Source organism: Paraburkholderia sp. GV068 (assembly GCF_003058125.1).
In the GTDB taxonomy this organism is placed as follows: domain Bacteria; phylum Pseudomonadota; class Gammaproteobacteria; order Burkholderiales; family Burkholderiaceae; genus Paraburkholderia; species Paraburkholderia graminis.
Genome location: NZ_QBUB01000005.1, coordinates 256,236 through 272,663 on the forward strand (window position 1 = coordinate 256,236; position 16,428 = coordinate 272,663).

Here is a 16,428-nt window from a genome sequence, read left to right on the forward strand (position 1 = left end):
AGCAAAAAGAGGCTATGGGATGCGAGTCCCATAGCCTCTTTCTTTATGTTCGAGAAAACGACGGAACGGCATCGAAAGTTCAAAAGCCGACTACTGCACAGCTTCAATACGGACGCTGAACTCGCCGTCCATCTTCGACAGTTCTTCTATACCGGAAGTGAAGCGGCCGAGATGAACCAGATCGTCGGAATGTCGAAACCCGCGATAGTAGGCCACGAGGTTTCCCCACGGCGCATACAACGCAAAGTCGCCTACTGAGGGTGTCAATCCAAAGGACGCGCCTTTGGTTGAGAGCTTGCGCGGAGGATAGGCGACTTTCTCCACTCCGTTGTAGTCCCGGAAGTTCAGCGTGAGCGGCAGCATGGAAGCCAAGTCGCGGCTGGCAGGGTTGTCGTTGAGTTCGACCTCCGCTTGCTTACCGTCGAAGCTCAGTCTGATTCGGGCCAGCGCGGTCGATTTGTTCGACATGGTTGCGGCTTGTTTTGCTGAAGCGGTCTGTACGTAAGCAGGATTCGTTTGGCTCTTTAATGCGGACGCGCCACGGACCGCAAAGGGGAGAGCAGTCGTTGCAAATGCAACAGCTAGTGCAACTGTTCGGCAAACCTTCGTGTCCAAAAGCTGCTCCTTTGCCTAGGAAGTCCACGTCGCTGTCCACTTTATCCGAGAGTCTTCTTTAGATTAAGTTGCTGTGCTTTCTTGAGGCTATGAATCGGCGTCATCAATACAGCGCCGCCATGACCGCCGATCGAAGATCTTCCGCATGAACCATCAGCTCGCGAACCCGGCGCAGCGTCGGATACTGGTAGAGCAGGGCATGCCATTTCGGAGATTCGAGTAACTGCTGCCAGACTGGTTCTAGAGCGCTTGAATCGGCATCGTGTTCGGTAGCGAGAACATTTGCAAACACCAGACTGGCCTCTGCCGACAACAACTGCATACGAGCGGCGGCACCAAGCAAACGCGGAGTCGCTTCAGCAGGAGCGTCACAGCAATAGAGCACGGTCTTCGCGAGACTTGCGTCGTCCGTTCGCAGCGCGCTCAGTGAAGCGCCACGCACACTCACCGTGCCTTGCTGAGTGAGGAACGAATAGACCGTGTTTTCATCCGCGTGGGCAAGCAGATTCACACCGCGCAAAAGACGCGGGAAGTCGGTGGTCGCGGCGTCAACGGATGCCTTTGCCTCCACGAGCAGGCACACGTCCCAGGCCTCCGTCTCGCCATTCGCCTTTGCACGTCTTAACAGCACGACGTCCCACTCGGTTTTTGCACGCTCGTGGCTCGCGGGCATCGCGGCCGGAACACGCATCGAGTTGACGACACAATACGACGCGAGCGAGCCTTCCGCTTCATTCAGTCGTCGCGCCAATAGATCGAGCGCGTGCGTGGCTAACGCTTCAACCTGGGCGCCGCGTTCTTTCGATGCAACGCCGACGGCAATCGCCGCCGCGCTTCCCGGACGATGAGCATGCCGATCCCACAGCGACTGATATTGACGCACACGATCATCGGACGCGAGCAGTTCGAGACGCCGCAAGCGTGACAATTCGGGACTGTCGAGCAATTGCGTCAAGCTGCGCTCGAACGGAAACTCGCCCGAGCAATGCTCGACGCAAAGCCGCCGCAGCGTCGCGTCGAACTCCGACCACGCTCCCGACGCCGCGGACGCATGCAACAAAGCCAACGCATCACGTTGCCGCCCCGGCGGAGTTCGTTGCTGCTTCGCCGGATGAGCGATGGCGTTCACGGCCGCGTGAATCGTACGGCGGTCCCGCGCGGCACGCGCTGCCAGCGACGCGTACTCGCGCACCTCAGCCGTTCGATGACGAAACGCCATCGCCTGGAAAACGGGGTCGCCGGATTCGGCACGCATCGCGTCACGAATCATCTGAGCGAGCGCTGCGATGAAACGACGCTTCAATTCCGCATCGGGCGCTTCGCCGCGGACCACGGCTTCGCGAGCCCGCTCGATGACGATCGCGAGCGCCTCAGCAGGACTGGCATCGGGCGTCGGCGGAAATTTGCAGGCGTCGGCCGGCAAGCGATAACGCCGCACGACGCGATTCAGCGTGTCATCGAGCAGCGCAGGCACGCGTCGCGCTCACGCTTGCGGCGGCTGGCCGTTCGACGCGCTCAGACCGCCGTCGACGGGCAGATTCACGCCGGTCACAAAACGCGCGTCGTCGCTGGCGAGAAAAGCGATGACCGCCGCGATGTCAGCGGGCTCGGCTGCGCGGCCGAGTGGAATGCGCTCGCGAAACTTTGCCATCAGCTTTTCGTCGCCGAGCATGTCTTGCGTGAGGTCGGTCGCGGTGAGGCTTGGACAGACCGCGTTGACTCGCACGCCGTCGCGGCCGTGATCCAGGGCAAGCGCCCGCGTGAAATTGGTGACCGCGCCCTTGGCCGCGTTGTAGAAACTCATGCCCCAATCGCCGCCCAGCCCGGACACCGACGACACGTTCACGATCGAGCCGCGCGCGTCGATCAAATGACGAATCGCCGCGCGGCTGCAATAGAAAACACCGTCGAGATCGGTCGACATGATCGCGCGCCAGTCGTCGAGCGAGGCTTCGTCGATGCGGCCAGTCGGCGCGATTCCTGCGTTATTGACGAGCACGTCGATACGGCCGAAGCGCGCGATTGCCGCGGCCATCAGTTGCTCGGCGGCCTCGTAACTGGAGACATCGCAGGGGTGAACGAGCGTGCGTTGAGCGTCGAGGTCGCGCGCCACCCGCTCGAGCTTCTCGCGAGTGCGTCCGGCCAACACGACCGACGCGCCTTCTCCGGCAAAGCGCCGCACCGCACCTTCGCCGATCCCGGACCCGGCGCCTGTCACGACGACCACTTTTGAACTGAACCGGTTGTAGATGAAAGAGTCTTTCATGATGAAATGAAGATCGCTGTAAAACACCTTCGCGCCGCAAGCCGCGTTCCAGCCGATGCGCGAGCCGCAACGCATGAGCGGCGCTATGATGAAACACGCTTCTTCGCACTTAAGAGGAGTCCACGATGAGCGAGCGCATCGCAGAACTTTTCAGGCATTTGACGGCCGGCGTGTATGTCGTCGGCGTTGCGGATGGTAATCGACGCAACGCGTTCACCGCCAGTTCGATCATGCAGGTTTCGTTTTCGCCGTTGCTCGTCGCGATCACGATCGGCACGGATCACGAGTCGTACAAACTGCTGCGAAGCGGCCAGGTCTTCGCCATCAACGTGTTGAGTGCGGACCAGCAGCCGCTCGCGGAACACTTCGGCACGCAGTCGGGCCGCACCGTCGACAAACTCGCGTCCGTGTCGTGGCAACCGGGCCGAACGGGTGCGCCCTTGCTCCTCGAGGCGCTCGCGCACTTCGAGTGCGAAGTGGCGAACGACGTCGAGGCGGGGGATCATCGCCTGGTCATCGGCCGTGTCGTTGATGGAGCGATAGTTCGCCGCGACGGCGAGCCGTTGATCTACGCGCAAACCGGCAATCTCGACGGCAGCGCGGCGCTTTATCCGGACGAGTTTGGCTAGCCGCGGGCGCGGGCTCACAAGCAGGTCCGCGAGTTTCACCAGCCATGCAGGCGGCTCCACACGGCGAGTTCTCCCGTTGCTTGCAGCGCGTGATATTCGGGGAACTGCGCGCCCGTTGCACACGCGTGATTGGGCAGGATGCGCAGCCGGCTGCCGATCGGAAAGCGGGCCTTCAGATCGCCGTGATCAGGAGCGTGGCCGGCATCGGCCGGTGCAAGGATGCCGTGCTCCTGGTTTGCGCCGATCATCAGATAGCCGTCGAGCGGAGTGCCGTCGAGCGTGCACGGCAGTCCATAGCCGAAATCGCGTGACTGCTTCGACGTGCCGCGGTCACGGCTCATGGCCATCCAGCCCGCGTCGACGATCACCCACGATTTGTCCTCCTGATGGCCGATCACCGTGGTCAGCACGCTCAGCGCGATATCGTCGATCGCGCACACACCGACGTTATGCATCACGAGATCGAAGAATGCGTAGACGCCGGCACGCACTTCGGTGACGCCTTCGAGGCTGCGTGCGGCGAGCGCCGTCGGCGTGGAGCCGACGCTCACGCTCTCGCACGGAATGCCGGCCGCGCGCAGGCGTTGCGCGGCGCGCACGCAGCCGGCGCGTTCCTGTTCAGCGAGCGCCGCCAACGCTTCGGGCGTATTCAATTCGTAGCTCGAACCGGCATGCGTCAACACGCCGCCGACCTTGATCGCGCCCGCGTGCAGAATGCGGCCGATTTCCAGCAACGCATCTTCGTCGGGCTTGAGGCCGGAGCGATGGCCGTCGGTATCCACTTCGATCCACACTTCCAGCGATTCGCCCGCTGTTTTGCAGAACTCCACGATGCCGAGCGCGGCGCTGGCATTGTCGACGACGATCTTCAGATCGCATCCCCGCTTCCGCAGCGCCATGACTCTAGGCAGCTTCGACGGAACGATACTGACCGCATAAAGAATATCGACGATGCCGGCCGCGAAAAAACTTTCCGCCTCTTTCAGCGTGGAAACGGTGATGCCCCGAGCCCCGGCGGCGATCTGCGCCTGTGCCACCTCGACGCATTTCGATGTCTTCACGTGCGGGCGGAATTTCACGCCGAGCGCGTTCATCCGCTCCTGCATCGCGGCGATATTCTTTTTCATCTTGCGGACATCGACGATGGCCGCGGGCGTTTCCTGTGAATCCAGTGTCATGATGTTTGCGGGTTGTTCGGCGCGAAATGGCTCGCCCAGGCGGCGAGGGAATCGAGTGCCGGCGATTCGATTTCCGGCCGCTGTGCGCCGGCGACGAGCGGCAGGCCGATCCGGTTATGCCAGTACGTCCGCAAGCCGACGGCAGCCGTACCAAACATGTCGTAGCTCGAGCCCGCGACGAATGCCGCTTCGTGAGGCAACACGTTCAGCGCGTCGAGCGCCAACTGATAGGGACGAGGGTCGGGCTTGTAGGCACCGGCTTCTTCCGCTGTCACGACCACGTCCCATTGCACGGGCAGAATCGATGCGGCGTGCCGGCCGAGTCGTGCCGAACAATTGGTGACCACTGCGAGCTTGCAGTGAGGTTGTAGCTGTTGCAGCGCAGCCAATGCGCCTTCCCACGGCGTCAGCTCGAGCCAGTTGTCCTCGAGCGCTTGCGGCGCGGAGTCGGGAAGGCCGACGTATTGCGCCGCGCGCTTGACCAACGTTTCGTACTCGACGTATTGGCCGCAGCCGTAGGTGAGGCGCAGGTACTCCGCGCGCCACGCTCTGCCTGCCTGTTCGGAGCCGGCGCAACGATTCCAGAGCGTCCACGAATCGAGCAGGGCGGTCAACAGGTCGAACAGGACGGCTTTCGGATAGCCGGGTTGAGGTGAGGAATCTTTCGCGGACATGGACGTTGATAACCAATCGGAATCCAGGGACGATTCGATTATAGGTTTCAGCAGCCCGCTGTGAATTTAGCTGCGCTAACTCAATGATTCAAAAAATATGAACATGCGATGCGCGCTCAAACGCGCCACGGCGGAAGCGGCTTGAAGCGCGCCTGCAGATACTGCATGAAATTCCGGGTTCTTCTCGGCAAGCCTGAACGGTTGTGAGTCAGCGCGATCACGTGGGCATCCGGTGCTTTCCAGCCGGGCAGCAGCCTCACCAGCCGGCCTTGCCGGATATCGTCCGCGACATCCCACTCGGAACGCAGAATGATGCCTCGCCCCTCGCACGCCCATCGGCGGATCACGTCGCCGTCGTTGCAGCTCAGTTTCGACGTCACGCGGACGCTGCGGCCGGTTTTGCCTTTGCTGAAATGCCACAGCGACACGTCTTCCTGATTTTCGCGAAGGACGATGCACGGCAGTCCCGCGAGGTCGTCAGGCTGCTCGGGATTGCCGAAACGCTTCACGAAAGCAGGGGATGCGCAGACGAACCGCGCATTGGGTGCGATCGTATGGCCGACAAGATTGGATGCGCGCAACTCACCGATGTGAACCACGACGTCGAACCGGTCCGCCGCTTCGGTGAGCGGCTGGTCGGATAGTGTGAGCGCGACATCGACGTCGGGGTTTTCCTGCTGGAAATCGGCAATGACCGGTGCGAGGTAGCGCCGGCCGAAACCGAGCGGCGCATTGACCTTCAATGTGCCGACCAGTCCTCCATGATGAATCCGCAGATCTTCCAGCAGCGTGTCGAGTTGCTCGATCAGTTCCGCACCGCGCAGGCAGAGCAGCGTGCCTTCTTCGGTAAAGGTCAGCTTGCGCGCGGTTCTTTCGACGAGCCTGCTGCCGAGCTTCTTTTCGATCTGTTGCAGGCGCTGCGTTACGGCCGAAGCGGTGAGGCCGAGCTTGCGCGAGGCGGCGATCAGGCTTCCGTTCTGCTGGATGGTAAGGAGGAAGCGGATATCGGCGGTATCGGTCATTTGGGTGACGCTAACTGGATCAGTGACGGAGATTGGATTGTGAGCCGGACCGCTCAGGTACGCGCCGAACCTTGCCTGAATCGCATCGGGAGCCGCCCGAACCCTGGGACGCAAAAGTTGCGGACACGCGGCGCCTTCAGCTACAATTCATTTTTTGCCGCGATTTCGCCGCAATTTGGGCAGTCCCGGCAAGCTGCAGCTTGCAAGAAGAAGCGCAGCGAAGAGGCAGAAGTGTGTAGTAGAAGGAGTGGTAGTTCAGTCGGTTAGAATACCGGCCTGTCACGCCGGGGGTCGCGGGTTCGAGTCCCGTCCACTCCGCCAGTATCCTTGAAAGGCGAACTCCGGTTCGCCTTTTTTATTGCCCGCTGTTGTAAGATCGGGCGTTCTGTTTTTGGCACTCACGCATGCTCGATTTTTTCCGTAATCACAAACGCCTGATGATGTTCATGCTCATCCTCGTCATTGTGCCGGGGCTGGGTTTTGTGGGCATTCAGGGCTTTCGCGGCTTCTTTGACGAAAGCGCAAACGTCGCGAGCGTCAACGGTCACAAGATCACGCGGGCAGAGTACGACAACGCGATGCGTCAGCAGCTCGACCGCGCGCGGCAGATGCTCGGCGCGCAGTTCGACATCAAGGCGTTCGACACGCCGGAGCGTCGCAGCCAGATGCTCGACGGCCTGATCGAACAACGCGTGCTGGCCGATGAAACGCAGCGCCTGCACCTCACCGCGTCCGACGACGCCGTGCGCCGCGTGCTGCTGAACGATCCGGTCATCTCGTCGCTGAAAAATCCGGACGGCTCGATCGACGTCGACCGTTACAAGCAGTTGCTCGCCATGCAGGGCATGACGCCCGATCAGTACGACGAGCGCGTGCGCTACAGCATCGCCACGCAGCAGTTGCCCGCCGCCATTCAGGGCAGCGCCTTCACGTCGAAAACGCTCGCGCAGCATTTGACCGAACTCGCCGAGCAGCAGCGCGAAGTGCAGGGCATCGCGTTCCATCCGCGCGACTATGCCGCGAAGGTGCAGCCTACCGACGCGCAGTTGCAAGCCTATTACGACGCGCATCGCAACGATTTCGCGACGCCGGCCACGGCAACCATCCAGTATCTGGTGATGTCGCCGGCCACGGTCGCCGCGTCGGTGCAGCCCGGCGACGCCGAGCTGAAAAAATACTACGACGACAACATCGCGCACTACCGCACTGAAGGCCAGGTGCGCGCGAGCCATATCCTGATCGCAGCGCCGAAAGACGCGAGCGCGGCGGACAAGGCCAAGGCGAAGCAGAAGGCCGACGAGTTGCTCGCACAGATCAAGGCGCATCCTGATCAATTCGCTCAGATCGCGCAACAGAACTCGCAAGACCCCGGCTCGGCGGCGAAGGGCGGCGATCTCGGTTACTTTGGCCGCGGCATGATCGCGGGCGGCAAGGCGTTCGACGACGCGGTGTTCGCGCTCAAGAAGGACGAGGTCAGCGGCATCGTGCAAACGGACTTCGGCTATCACATCGTCAAGGTGACGGACGTGAAGCCGGCCGCTACCAAGCCGTTCGACGAAGTGAAAGATCAGATCGCGCGCGACCTGAAGACCCAACTCGCCAGCAAGGCGTTCAGCGACGACTCGGAAGGTTTCACGTCCATCGTCTATGAGAAGGCGAAGAGCCTGCAACCGGCCGCCGACAAGTACAAGCTTCAGTTGCAGACGGCCACTGTCACGCCGCAGCCCGATCCGAAGCTGCCGCCCGACAGCCCGCTGAACAACGCGAAGTTCCTCGCCGCCGTGTTCGCGAACGACTCGGTCAATGCGCGCAACAACACGCAGGCAATCGACGTCGGCGGCAACACGCTGATCGCGGCGCGCGTCACCGACTACAAGGCCGCGGCCGTGCCGGCGCTCGACGCGATCAAGGACACCGTGCGTCAGAAGGTCATCGCGGCCCAGTCGAACGAAGCCGCGCATAAGGACGGCATCGCAAAGCTCGCGGAGTTCGAGAAGTCGAAGGCGACCACGGGTTTCTCGTCGCCGCTGAAAGTGTCGCGCAACGACGCGCAAGGCATGCCTCCGGCGGCCTTGAGCGCGATCTACAAGGCGGACGCGCAAAAGTTGCCCGCCTACGTAGGCGTCGATCTCGGCGACGATGGTTACGCGATCTATCGGGTGAACGCGGTCGTGACGGGTGGGGCGGTGGACCCGCAGCGTCTGGCTGCGGCTCAGCAGCAGATCGCGCAGGTGCAATCGCAGTCGGAAGCCGAGGCCTATGTCGAGGCACTGCGCGCCCGCTCGAAGGTGAAGCTGTACGGCTCGCTCGAAAGCAGCGGCAACGCGCAGGCGAGCGACCAGTAAGGCTCGCGTTGCAGCGTCGTTGCCGCCTCGTTGTAGCCCGGTTGCAGCCTGCTAGTCAGCAGCACGCAAATGCAAAAAGCCCCGCAACCGCGGGGCTTTTTGCATTTCGCGACACTATTCATTCGACAAGCTTCATTCGACAACTGAGCGCTCGTCGAACGATCCTGGCGCTGGTCAGCGCCTCGCGATTACAGGCACGAACTGATCGCGCCGGTGGCGTCGCTGCCTGCTGCGCCGTTTGCGCGGAAGCCGACCCACGAACCCTTGCCGGAGTATGAAGGACGCACGACAGCGGCCGCGCCGTTCGGCGGCTGCTGGCCAGGCACATACACGTCGACGGCCTGATCGTTAGCGAGCGTGTCTTGCGACACCACCTGCTGCTGCGAGCCGTCCGCCCACTTTTGCGCGATGCAGGTCGCCACGGCCTTCGGCGGTTGCTGGCTTTGTCCAACGGATTGGACGCCAGCCGGCGGTTGAGCGGCGCAGGCAGAAATTGCCACGGTCAAAGCGATTAACGGTAGGTATTTCACGTTATCTCCTCAGAAGTCGCTCAGAATCGAGCCGGGTACACGGGATTGCGAAGCGTGAGATAGAGCGCGCCGATCCGTGTTCCCGTGATGTCGGACACAAGTTGCTAGCCGCCTGCCTAGCGCGGCGAACTTGCACGAAGGAGTGGCTTCACAGCAGGCCACACGTTGTTCAGTAGCACTGGCTGTGCCTGCTGCGTCGGATGAATCTGGTCCGCCTGGAACATATCGGGCTTGTCGGCAATGCCGGCGAGCAGAAACGGCACGAGCGGCACGCGCAGTTGCTTCGCGAGCTGGCCATAGATGCCGTGGAACTTTTGCGTATAGTCGGGGCCGTAGTTAGGCGGCACGTACATGCCCACGAGCACGACCTTCGCGTGACCTTGCTGCGCCTCTTCGATGATCGTGCGCAGGTTCGCTTCGGTCGTGGCGAGCGGCACGCCGCGCAACGCGTCGTTCGCACCCAGTTCCACGATCACAATGCTTGGCTTCAAACGCTGCATGAGCGCCGGCAAGCGGGCTCGTCCGCCGCTTGTCGTGTCGCCGCTGATGCTCGCGTTGGCAACGCTATAATCGATTCGCTCTTCGGTCAGGCGCTGGCGCAGCAACGCAACCCAGCCCGTATCGCGGGGCAGGCCGTATTCGGCGGAGATGCTGTCGCCCAATACGACGATCACCGGCCTGGCCGCTTCGGGCGCATTCGGTGCGTTGGCTGCGTTGGGTACATTAGCCGCGCGAACCGCGAAACTCGCCGATAGCAAGGCCGCGGCCAATACGACCGAGCCGATTACCACTGAGCTCGTTGCCGGAATAATGGCGTTGGCGCAACGCCTGATGGCGCGCACTTTCAACCTACGCTTCACCATGCTAAACAAAACTGATCCAGTCATTGAAGTGCGGGGTTTGTGCAAGAAGGTTAAGGATGCAACGGGCGAACTGACCATTCTCGACAACATCGACCTGGCTATCCAGGCCGGCAGCAGTGTCGCGATAGTCGGCGCGTCCGGGTCGGGCAAGTCTACGCTGCTCGGCCTGCTCGCAGGATTGGACAGCGCGAGCGCCGGCTCGGTTCGTCTGCTCGGCCGCGAGCTGACGACATTGAACGAAGACGAGCGCGCGGCATTGCGCAGCGGCTCGGTCGGCTTCGTGTTCCAGTCGTTCCAGTTGATGCCGCATTTGACCGCGCTCGAAAACGTCACGTTGCCGCTCGAACTGCAAGGCGGTATCGGCACCCGCGAGGCCGCGCTGCGCGCGCGCCGGCTGCTCGAGCAAGTCGGCCTCGGACAGCGCACCGGTCATTATCCGAAGCTGCTGTCGGGCGGCGAACAGCAACGCGTCGCACTGGCGCGCGCGTTCGTCACGCACCCGGCCATTCTCTTCGCCGATGAACCGACCGGCAGTCTCGATGCCGCGACCGGCCACGCGGTGATCGACCTGATGTTCGAGATGAATCGCGCGAATGGCGCAACGCTGATTCTCGTCACGCACGACGTCGAACTGGCGCGCCGCTGCGATACGACAGTGACGATCGAAGCGGGGCGTCTGGCGTGAGCGGGGTGGAGGAGGCACACGAGCGCGGTTAAGACCGCGCTCGTCAGCGAGCTACAACCAGTAAGCGCGACACATGCCGTTAGGTCGAAAAAAAGCGGGCCGCTAAAGGCCCGCTTTCTACTTCACACAGCGCAACGCATATCGAACACGCCGACCGCAAATGCGCCGGTTCGACCAGCGCACCAATCTCAGCGCTTCAAAGCCGCCCGCGCCCTTGCGATCAACGCCGACGTCGACGAATCGTGTTTCTTTTCATCGACGCTTGCCGCGGTGAGATCCGCTTCAACCACCTTGCCGAGAATCTTGCCCAGCTCGACGCCCCATTGATCGAACGGATTGATGTTCCACACCGACGCCTGCACCAGCACCTTGTGTTCGTACAGCGCGATCAACGCACCGAGTGAACGCGCGGTGAGCGCATCGAGAATCAGCGTGCTGGTCGGACGGTTGCCCGGGAACACGAGGTGCGGCGCGAGCTCCGGCTTGTCGGGACCGGCGACCTTTTTCGCTTCTTCGAGCGTGCGGCCGAGCATCAGCGCTTCGCTTTGCGCGAAGCAGTTGGCGAGCAGCTTCGCATGATGGTTGACGAGCGGATGCTCAGGCGTCAGCACGGCGACGAAGTCGATCGGCACGATGGTCGGACCTTGATGCAGCATCTGGAAGAACGCATGCTGGCCGTTCGTGCCCGGCTCGCCCCACGTCACGGCGGAGGTCGGATAGTCGACCATCGCGCCATCCAGACGCGCCGACTTGCCGTTGCTCTCCATCTCCAGTTGCTGAAGATACGAAGGCAGGTAGTGCAGCGCTTCCGAATACGGCGCGACGAGATAGCTCTGCGAGCCGAAGAAGTTGCGATACCAGATGCCGATCATGCCGAGCAGCACGGGCAAATTCTTGTCGAGCGGCGCGGTGCGGAAATGTTCGTCCATTTCGTTGGCGCCCGCGAGCAGCTCGCCGAACTGCTGCGGTCCGACCGCGATCATGATCGACAGACCGACTGCCGACCACAGCGAATAGCGGCCGCCCACCCAGTCCCACATCTCGAACACGTTCTCTTGCGCAATGCCGAACTTGACCACTTCCGAAGGGTTCGCCGATACGCCGACGAAGTGCTTCGCGAGCGCGTTTTCCGGGCAGCCTTTCTCGATGAACCAGTCGCGCAGCGAGCGCGCGTTCGTCATGGTTTCGAGCGTGGTGAAGGTCTTCGAAACGATGATGGCGAGCGTCTCTTCGGGATCGATCTGCTGCATCACGTTGTAGAGATCCGCGCCGTCCACATTCGACACGAAGTGCATGGCGATCTCGGGCGTAGCCAGATGATGCAGCGCGTGCACGACCATTTTCGGCCCGAGGTCCGAGCCGCCGATGCCGATGTTCACCACGTGGCGAATGCGCTTGCCCGTGTAGCCGGTCCACGCGCCGCTGCGCACCTGGTCGGCGAACGCGGCCATCTTGGCGCGCTCGGCTTGCACCTGCGCGTGAAACGGCGCGCTCGGGCTGCTTGCGCGCAGCGCGGTATGCAGCGCCGCGCGGCCTTCGGTCGGATTGACGACTTCGCCCGCGAACATCGCGTCGCGGCGCTTTTCGACGCCCGCTTCGCGGGCGAGTTGCACGAGCAGCTTCAGCGTGTCGTCGGTGATGCGGTTCTTCGAAAAGTCGGCCGCGAGACCCCCGCCGGCGAACGCAAAGCGTTCGGCACGCGTGGGCGCGGGATCGTTCTCGGGGGCGAACCAGTCGCGCAGGTGTGCATTGCGAATCTGCTCGTAATGCGTTTGCAGCGAGGACCAGGAGGGGAGCGAGTTCTGGGTCATAGCGTCCGTCTAACCAGGGGCACGAAGAAAGGCGCGCGCGAAGCGCCGCCAGGGATGATGCAACGATGCTGTTAGAGCGAGACCGCACGGCCGCGTTCGTGGTGAAATTTCAGAAGCTGCGGCACCATGCGGCGCTTCGCCGCGGTTCGTGGAATCCATCGCGATTCGCGAGGCACTGCATGCGACACGCTGCGAACATAATCGCTTAGCGCGGTCTATCTACACAGTGGGTCACGCAGTCACTCAGTATAGCGGCGTTGCGTGACAGGCGGCAGGGCTTTAGCCACCCGGTATAGGACGCCTCTTGCCGCACGCGGCGCGATGCCGCTCAGCGCGCCATCACTCATGATTGCGTCGACGGATAGAACATGCGGTTCATCAGGCTGCGCACCATCGGCGCGAGTTCGCCCGCCGTCAGTCCGGCGGGGCCGTGACCTTGCGCGGTGAGCGTGTCGGCGGCGAGTCCGTGCAGATAGACGCCCGCGAGCGCCGCTTCGTAGCCCGGCAGGCGTTGCGCGAGCAACGCGCCGATGATGCCGCCGAGCACGTCGCCGGTGCCGCCCGTCGCGAGCGCGGCATTGCCGGTCGGATTGATCGTGAGACGGCCGTCGGGTGCGGCGATCACCGTGCCCGTTCCCTTCAGCACCACCACGCTCGCGAAGCGCGCAGCGAGCGCGCGCGCCGCGCCGAGGCGGTCCCGCTGCACGCCGGCGGCGTCGGTGCCGAGCAGGCGCGCGGCTTCCAGCGGATGCGGCGTGAGCACGCACGGATCGCCTTCGACGCCGCGCGCGGTGACGGCTGCGGCCAACGCCGCGTCGTTCGAAATCAGATTGAGCGCGTCGGCATCGAGCAGCTTCGGCACGTCGAGTTGCAGCACGTCGCGCAGCACGCGCGTGGCGCGCTCGCCGTGGCCCATGCCGCAGCCCACCGCCAGCGCGTCCATTTTGTCGAGCGGCAGATCGTCGACGGCATGCAGCATCAGTTCGGGATGCGGCGGGTCGTAGGGCGGGGCGCCCGCGCCGAGCAGCGCGACGTGGACCTTGCCCGCGCCGCAGAAAAGCGCGGCGCGCGATGCCAGAATCGGCGCGCCGCACATGCCGGTGTCGCCGCCGACCACCGCGAGACTGCCGAACGTGCCCTTGTTGGTCGCGAAGTCGCGCGGCGGCAGGAACGTCGCGAACAGTTCCGGCGCGTTCAGCCGAACCGAGGCGCGCGCCGTGCTGTCGATGCCGATCGGCGCGACCGTCACCGCGCCGGCAAGATCGCGGCCCTGCGCGGTGAAAAGACCCGGCTTCCCGGCGATGAACGTGACGGTGTGCGTCGCGCGCACCGCGGCGTCGCCATCGCCGACGATCGTGCCGGTGTCGCTGTCGAGGCCGCTCGGCACGTCGAGCGCCAGCACGCCGCCGCCATGCGGCCGGGCCCGCGTGCGCTGCGAAAGCCGGCGCGCGATGTCGGCGAACACGCCTTCCAGTGGGCGCGCGAGGCCAATGCCGAACATGCCGTCGACAAGCCACGTGTACCCATCGAACGAAGCAGGCGGCGCCTGGGTGATCGAGACGCCGTTCGCGCGCGCCGTGTCGAGCGCCCAGCGGGCGTCGTCCGGTTTCACTTCGACGGGCATGCACAGTTCCGTGGCGATGCCCGCCTTGTGCAGTTGCGTCGCGAGAATCAGCGCGTCGCCGCCGTTGTTGCCGGGGCCGGCGATCAGCCAGACGCGCTGGCGGGATTTTTCCGTCGACGTGTCGCGCGTGATCTGTTCGCGCAGGAAGCTGGCGGCCGCCTTGCCGGCGCGGTCCATCAGCGTGTGCGCGGGCAGCGATGCCGCGGCTTGCGTTTCGGCGATCCGCAGATCGGTCAGCGTGAGCAGCGGCAGCGCGCGGTTTTGCGGGCGGATCAGCGTTGGCGGCGTGAGGTCGGCATCGGTCATGGCGAGGCAGGGCGAGAACAAGGCGAGCACCTTGGGTCAGGCGCGAGAGCTTCTGGAATCGCTATGGTAGTGCCGATGGACGCGCCGCGTGGCAGTTTGGCCAGGCGAGATGAGACGAGGCGAGATGAAGTGAGATGAGGCGAGCTGGTCCGCGGCCATGCAAAGCGCCGGCGGCACTGCTAGCGCTGGCCGGGCGCGAACGGCATTCGCAAAACCGTGGCTACGTCCCACGGCCCGCGCAGCGCTTAAACCCCTTGCCCGAACCGCTCGGCCTGCAACGCGGCGAGCGTTTCCGCCGGCAGATCCGGCGTCTTGCCCGAGATCAGATCCGCGACCAGCTTGCCCGCTCCGCAGGCGAGGCCCCAGCCCGCGGGCCCATGCCCCACATTGACGAAAAGCCGTGGATGCAGCGCATTGCCGACCACGGGCAGTCCGTCCGGCGACAACAGCTTGACGCCTTCCCACGGCAAGGCCGCCGAGATGCGCGCGGCGCCGGGAATCCAGTCATGCGTGGCCTGGCCGAGGAGCGCGAGCGCTTCCTTGGTCAGCGCCTCGCCAAGCGGCTTGTCGAGCTGGTTGGCGGCTTGCAGGACCGCGCCGCCGGCAATCCGCAAACGGTGATTCATGCGGCTGATCGTGATGCGCTTGACCGCATCGACGATGGCCACGTGCGGCGCGCACTCCTCATGCGCGATTGGTGCGACCAGCGTGTGAATGCGCAGCGGATAGAGCGGCAGTCGCAAGCCGAGGCGCTCGAGCAGCGCGAGACTGCCTTGACCGGCGGCGACCACGACGGCGTCCGCGTGAATCACGTCGACTTCGCGCGAACGGGAAGTTTCGCCCGGCCGCGGCGCAAGTTCGACCGCCGCGCGCTGGCCGTCGAGGCGGATCGACGAGACCTCGCAGCCGAGCATGAACTGCACGCCGCCCTGGTTGTCGAGCGTCTGCTTGATGAGCTTGGTGAAGAGCGGACAATTGGCGGTTCGTTCGTGATCGAACACCACGCCGCCCGCGAATTCCGGCTCGGTGCGCACCGAATGCTCATAGGCCGCGCACTCCGCGGGAGTGAGCACGCGATGCGGCACGTGGTGCAGCGCCAGCAGGCCGAGCGCGGGCTGCAACTGCTGCCACTCCTGCGCGGAGCGCACCAGATAGAGCAGGCCGCTTGCCTGTTCGAACTCGTAGCCAAAGCGCGCTTCCATGTCCGCCATCGCCTCGCGCGAGGACTCGATGAGCGGCCGCAGCATCTCGTACTGATGACCGAACTCGTCCGGCTCCTGCAACGCGGCGAGCTTCTTCACGAACTGGCGCGCCGGGCCGCTGAAGCCGGGCTTGCTGATCACGCCGTTTTTCGCGTTCTGCCGGCTTGCCATGAAGGTCGGGCCGAACCAGACGTCGAGCGGCGTCGGCAGGACCGTGCCGCCGTGACCATAGGTGGCGCCCTGCGCGACGGTGGCGTGGCGCTCGACGACGCATACCCGGTGGCCGGCCGCGCGTAGCTGATAAGCGGTGGCGACGCCAGCAATCCCGCCGCCAATGACGATGACATCCATTGTTCTGATTCGATTTGCCGGGGCGAGGCGCCGAGGCGTGACATGCGGCGCGGCCGCACCTCGCGCGCAGCCAAGACTTCCGGAACGAAGTCCGGCGCGGCTCGCGACGTGAGGCCGGCGCAAGGCCACGCCTTGCTCGCACCGATCTGATGAAAGGGCGAATGATAGCAGTCAACGACCGCGCGCGGCGCGCCGGAGCATGGCCGAGAGCGCCTCGCGGAGCGCGGGCGAGCCCACGGCGCGGGCCGCTGGAAGCCCGTTCCCGGGGTATAATCCCGGACTTCCTTTCCGCCTCATGTCGCCATCACGCGCGACTCTTCGGCATCA

14 protein-coding genes and 1 tRNA gene are annotated in these 16,428 nt (G+C 63.9%); 4 read left to right on the forward strand and 11 right to left on the reverse strand.

Translation table 11 applies throughout. The features are described 5' to 3' along the window. Positions 1-90 precede the first annotated feature (90 nt). From C8K18_RS13300 to C8K18_RS13310, 3 genes are all read right to left on the reverse strand, one after another. Positions 91-615 (reverse strand): cyclophilin-like fold protein, encoded by a 525-nt coding sequence (locus C8K18_RS13300; RefSeq protein WP_258196112.1) that lies wholly within the window; start codon positions 613-615, stop codon positions 91-93. A 103-nt stretch (positions 616-718) separates the two neighbouring features. Further along, positions 719-2,089, reverse strand: coding sequence for a 3-deoxy-D-arabino-heptulosonate 7-phosphate synthase (locus C8K18_RS13305; RefSeq protein WP_107707729.1), 1,371 nt, complete (start codon positions 2,087-2,089; stop codon positions 719-721). A 9-nt stretch (positions 2,090-2,098) separates the two neighbouring features. Beyond that, positions 2,099-2,881, reverse strand: a complete 783-nt coding sequence (locus tag C8K18_RS13310) for an SDR family NAD(P)-dependent oxidoreductase (protein ID WP_107707814.1) — start codon at positions 2,879-2,881, stop codon at positions 2,099-2,101. 125 nt (positions 2,882-3,006) lie between these two features. Between C8K18_RS13310 and C8K18_RS13315 the strand changes: the two genes are divergently transcribed. Further along, on the forward strand, positions 3,007-3,510 hold the full coding sequence (locus C8K18_RS13315; RefSeq protein WP_107707730.1) for a flavin reductase family protein: 504 nt from the start codon (positions 3,007-3,009) through the stop codon (positions 3,508-3,510). Positions 3,511-3,545: 35 nt separating this feature from the next. Here the strand turns inward: C8K18_RS13315 and C8K18_RS13320 are convergent, their stop codons facing one another. The 3 genes from C8K18_RS13320 to C8K18_RS13330 all read right to left on the reverse strand — a co-directional run bounded on the left by C8K18_RS13320 (position 3,546) and on the right by C8K18_RS13330 (position 6,384). Beyond that, positions 3,546-4,688, reverse strand: coding sequence for a DSD1 family PLP-dependent enzyme (locus C8K18_RS13320; RefSeq protein WP_107707731.1), 1,143 nt, complete (start codon positions 4,686-4,688; stop codon positions 3,546-3,548). After that, positions 4,685-5,362, reverse strand: a complete 678-nt coding sequence (locus tag C8K18_RS13325) for an HAD-IA family hydrolase (RefSeq protein ID WP_107707732.1) — start codon at positions 5,360-5,362, stop codon at positions 4,685-4,687. Before C8K18_RS13325 ends, C8K18_RS13320 begins: the two co-directional genes overlap by 4 nt. 116 nt (positions 5,363-5,478) lie before the next feature. Then, complete coding sequence (locus tag C8K18_RS13330) at positions 5,479-6,384, reverse strand: LysR family transcriptional regulator (RefSeq protein WP_107707733.1); 906 nt, start codon at positions 6,382-6,384, stop codon at positions 5,479-5,481. A gap of 244 nt (positions 6,385-6,628) precedes the next feature. Here C8K18_RS13330 and C8K18_RS13335 point away from each other — a divergent pair. Both C8K18_RS13335 and C8K18_RS13340 read left to right on the forward strand, forming a co-directional pair. Then, positions 6,629-6,705 (forward strand) — tRNA-Asp (locus tag C8K18_RS13335). 83 nt (positions 6,706-6,788) lie between these two features. After that, positions 6,789-8,729 (forward strand): SurA N-terminal domain-containing protein, encoded by a 1,941-nt coding sequence (locus C8K18_RS13340; RefSeq protein ID WP_107707734.1) that lies wholly within the window; start codon positions 6,789-6,791, stop codon positions 8,727-8,729. 188 nt (positions 8,730-8,917) lie between these two features. On the opposite strand, the gene C8K18_RS13345 is transcribed toward C8K18_RS13340, so the two are convergent. Both C8K18_RS13345 and C8K18_RS13350 read right to left on the reverse strand, forming a co-directional pair. After that, entirely contained in the window at positions 8,918-9,259 is a 342-nt protein-coding gene (locus C8K18_RS13345) for a hypothetical protein (protein ID WP_006048947.1), read from the reverse strand. Between the two features lie 116 nt (positions 9,260-9,375). Then, positions 9,376-10,122, reverse strand: coding sequence for an arylesterase (locus C8K18_RS13350; protein WP_044020871.1), 747 nt, complete (start codon positions 10,120-10,122; stop codon positions 9,376-9,378). On the opposite strand from C8K18_RS13350, the gene C8K18_RS13355 reads away from it, so the two are divergent. Then, a complete protein-coding gene (locus tag C8K18_RS13355; protein ID WP_029968371.1) occupies positions 10,121-10,807 on the forward strand; it encodes an ABC transporter ATP-binding protein in 687 nt (228 codons plus the stop codon). The two genes, C8K18_RS13350 and C8K18_RS13355, sit on opposite strands and share 2 nt — an antisense overlap. 188 nt (positions 10,808-10,995) lie before the next feature. On the opposite strand, the gene pgi is transcribed toward C8K18_RS13355, so the two are convergent. The 3 genes from pgi to C8K18_RS13370 all read right to left on the reverse strand — a co-directional run bounded on the left by pgi (position 10,996) and on the right by C8K18_RS13370 (position 16,101). Then, a complete protein-coding gene (pgi, locus tag C8K18_RS13360; RefSeq protein ID WP_006048950.1) occupies positions 10,996-12,618 on the reverse strand; it encodes a glucose-6-phosphate isomerase in 1,623 nt (540 codons plus the stop codon). A 343-nt stretch (positions 12,619-12,961) separates the two neighbouring features. Further along, positions 12,962-14,548, reverse strand: coding sequence for a bifunctional ADP-dependent NAD(P)H-hydrate dehydratase/NAD(P)H-hydrate epimerase (locus tag C8K18_RS13365; protein WP_006048951.1), 1,587 nt, complete (start codon positions 14,546-14,548; stop codon positions 12,962-12,964). 245 nt (positions 14,549-14,793) lie between these two features. Then, entirely contained in the window at positions 14,794-16,101 is a 1,308-nt protein-coding gene (locus tag C8K18_RS13370) for an FAD-dependent oxidoreductase (RefSeq protein ID WP_107707735.1), read from the reverse strand. Between the last annotated feature and the right edge of the window lie 327 nt (positions 16,102-16,428).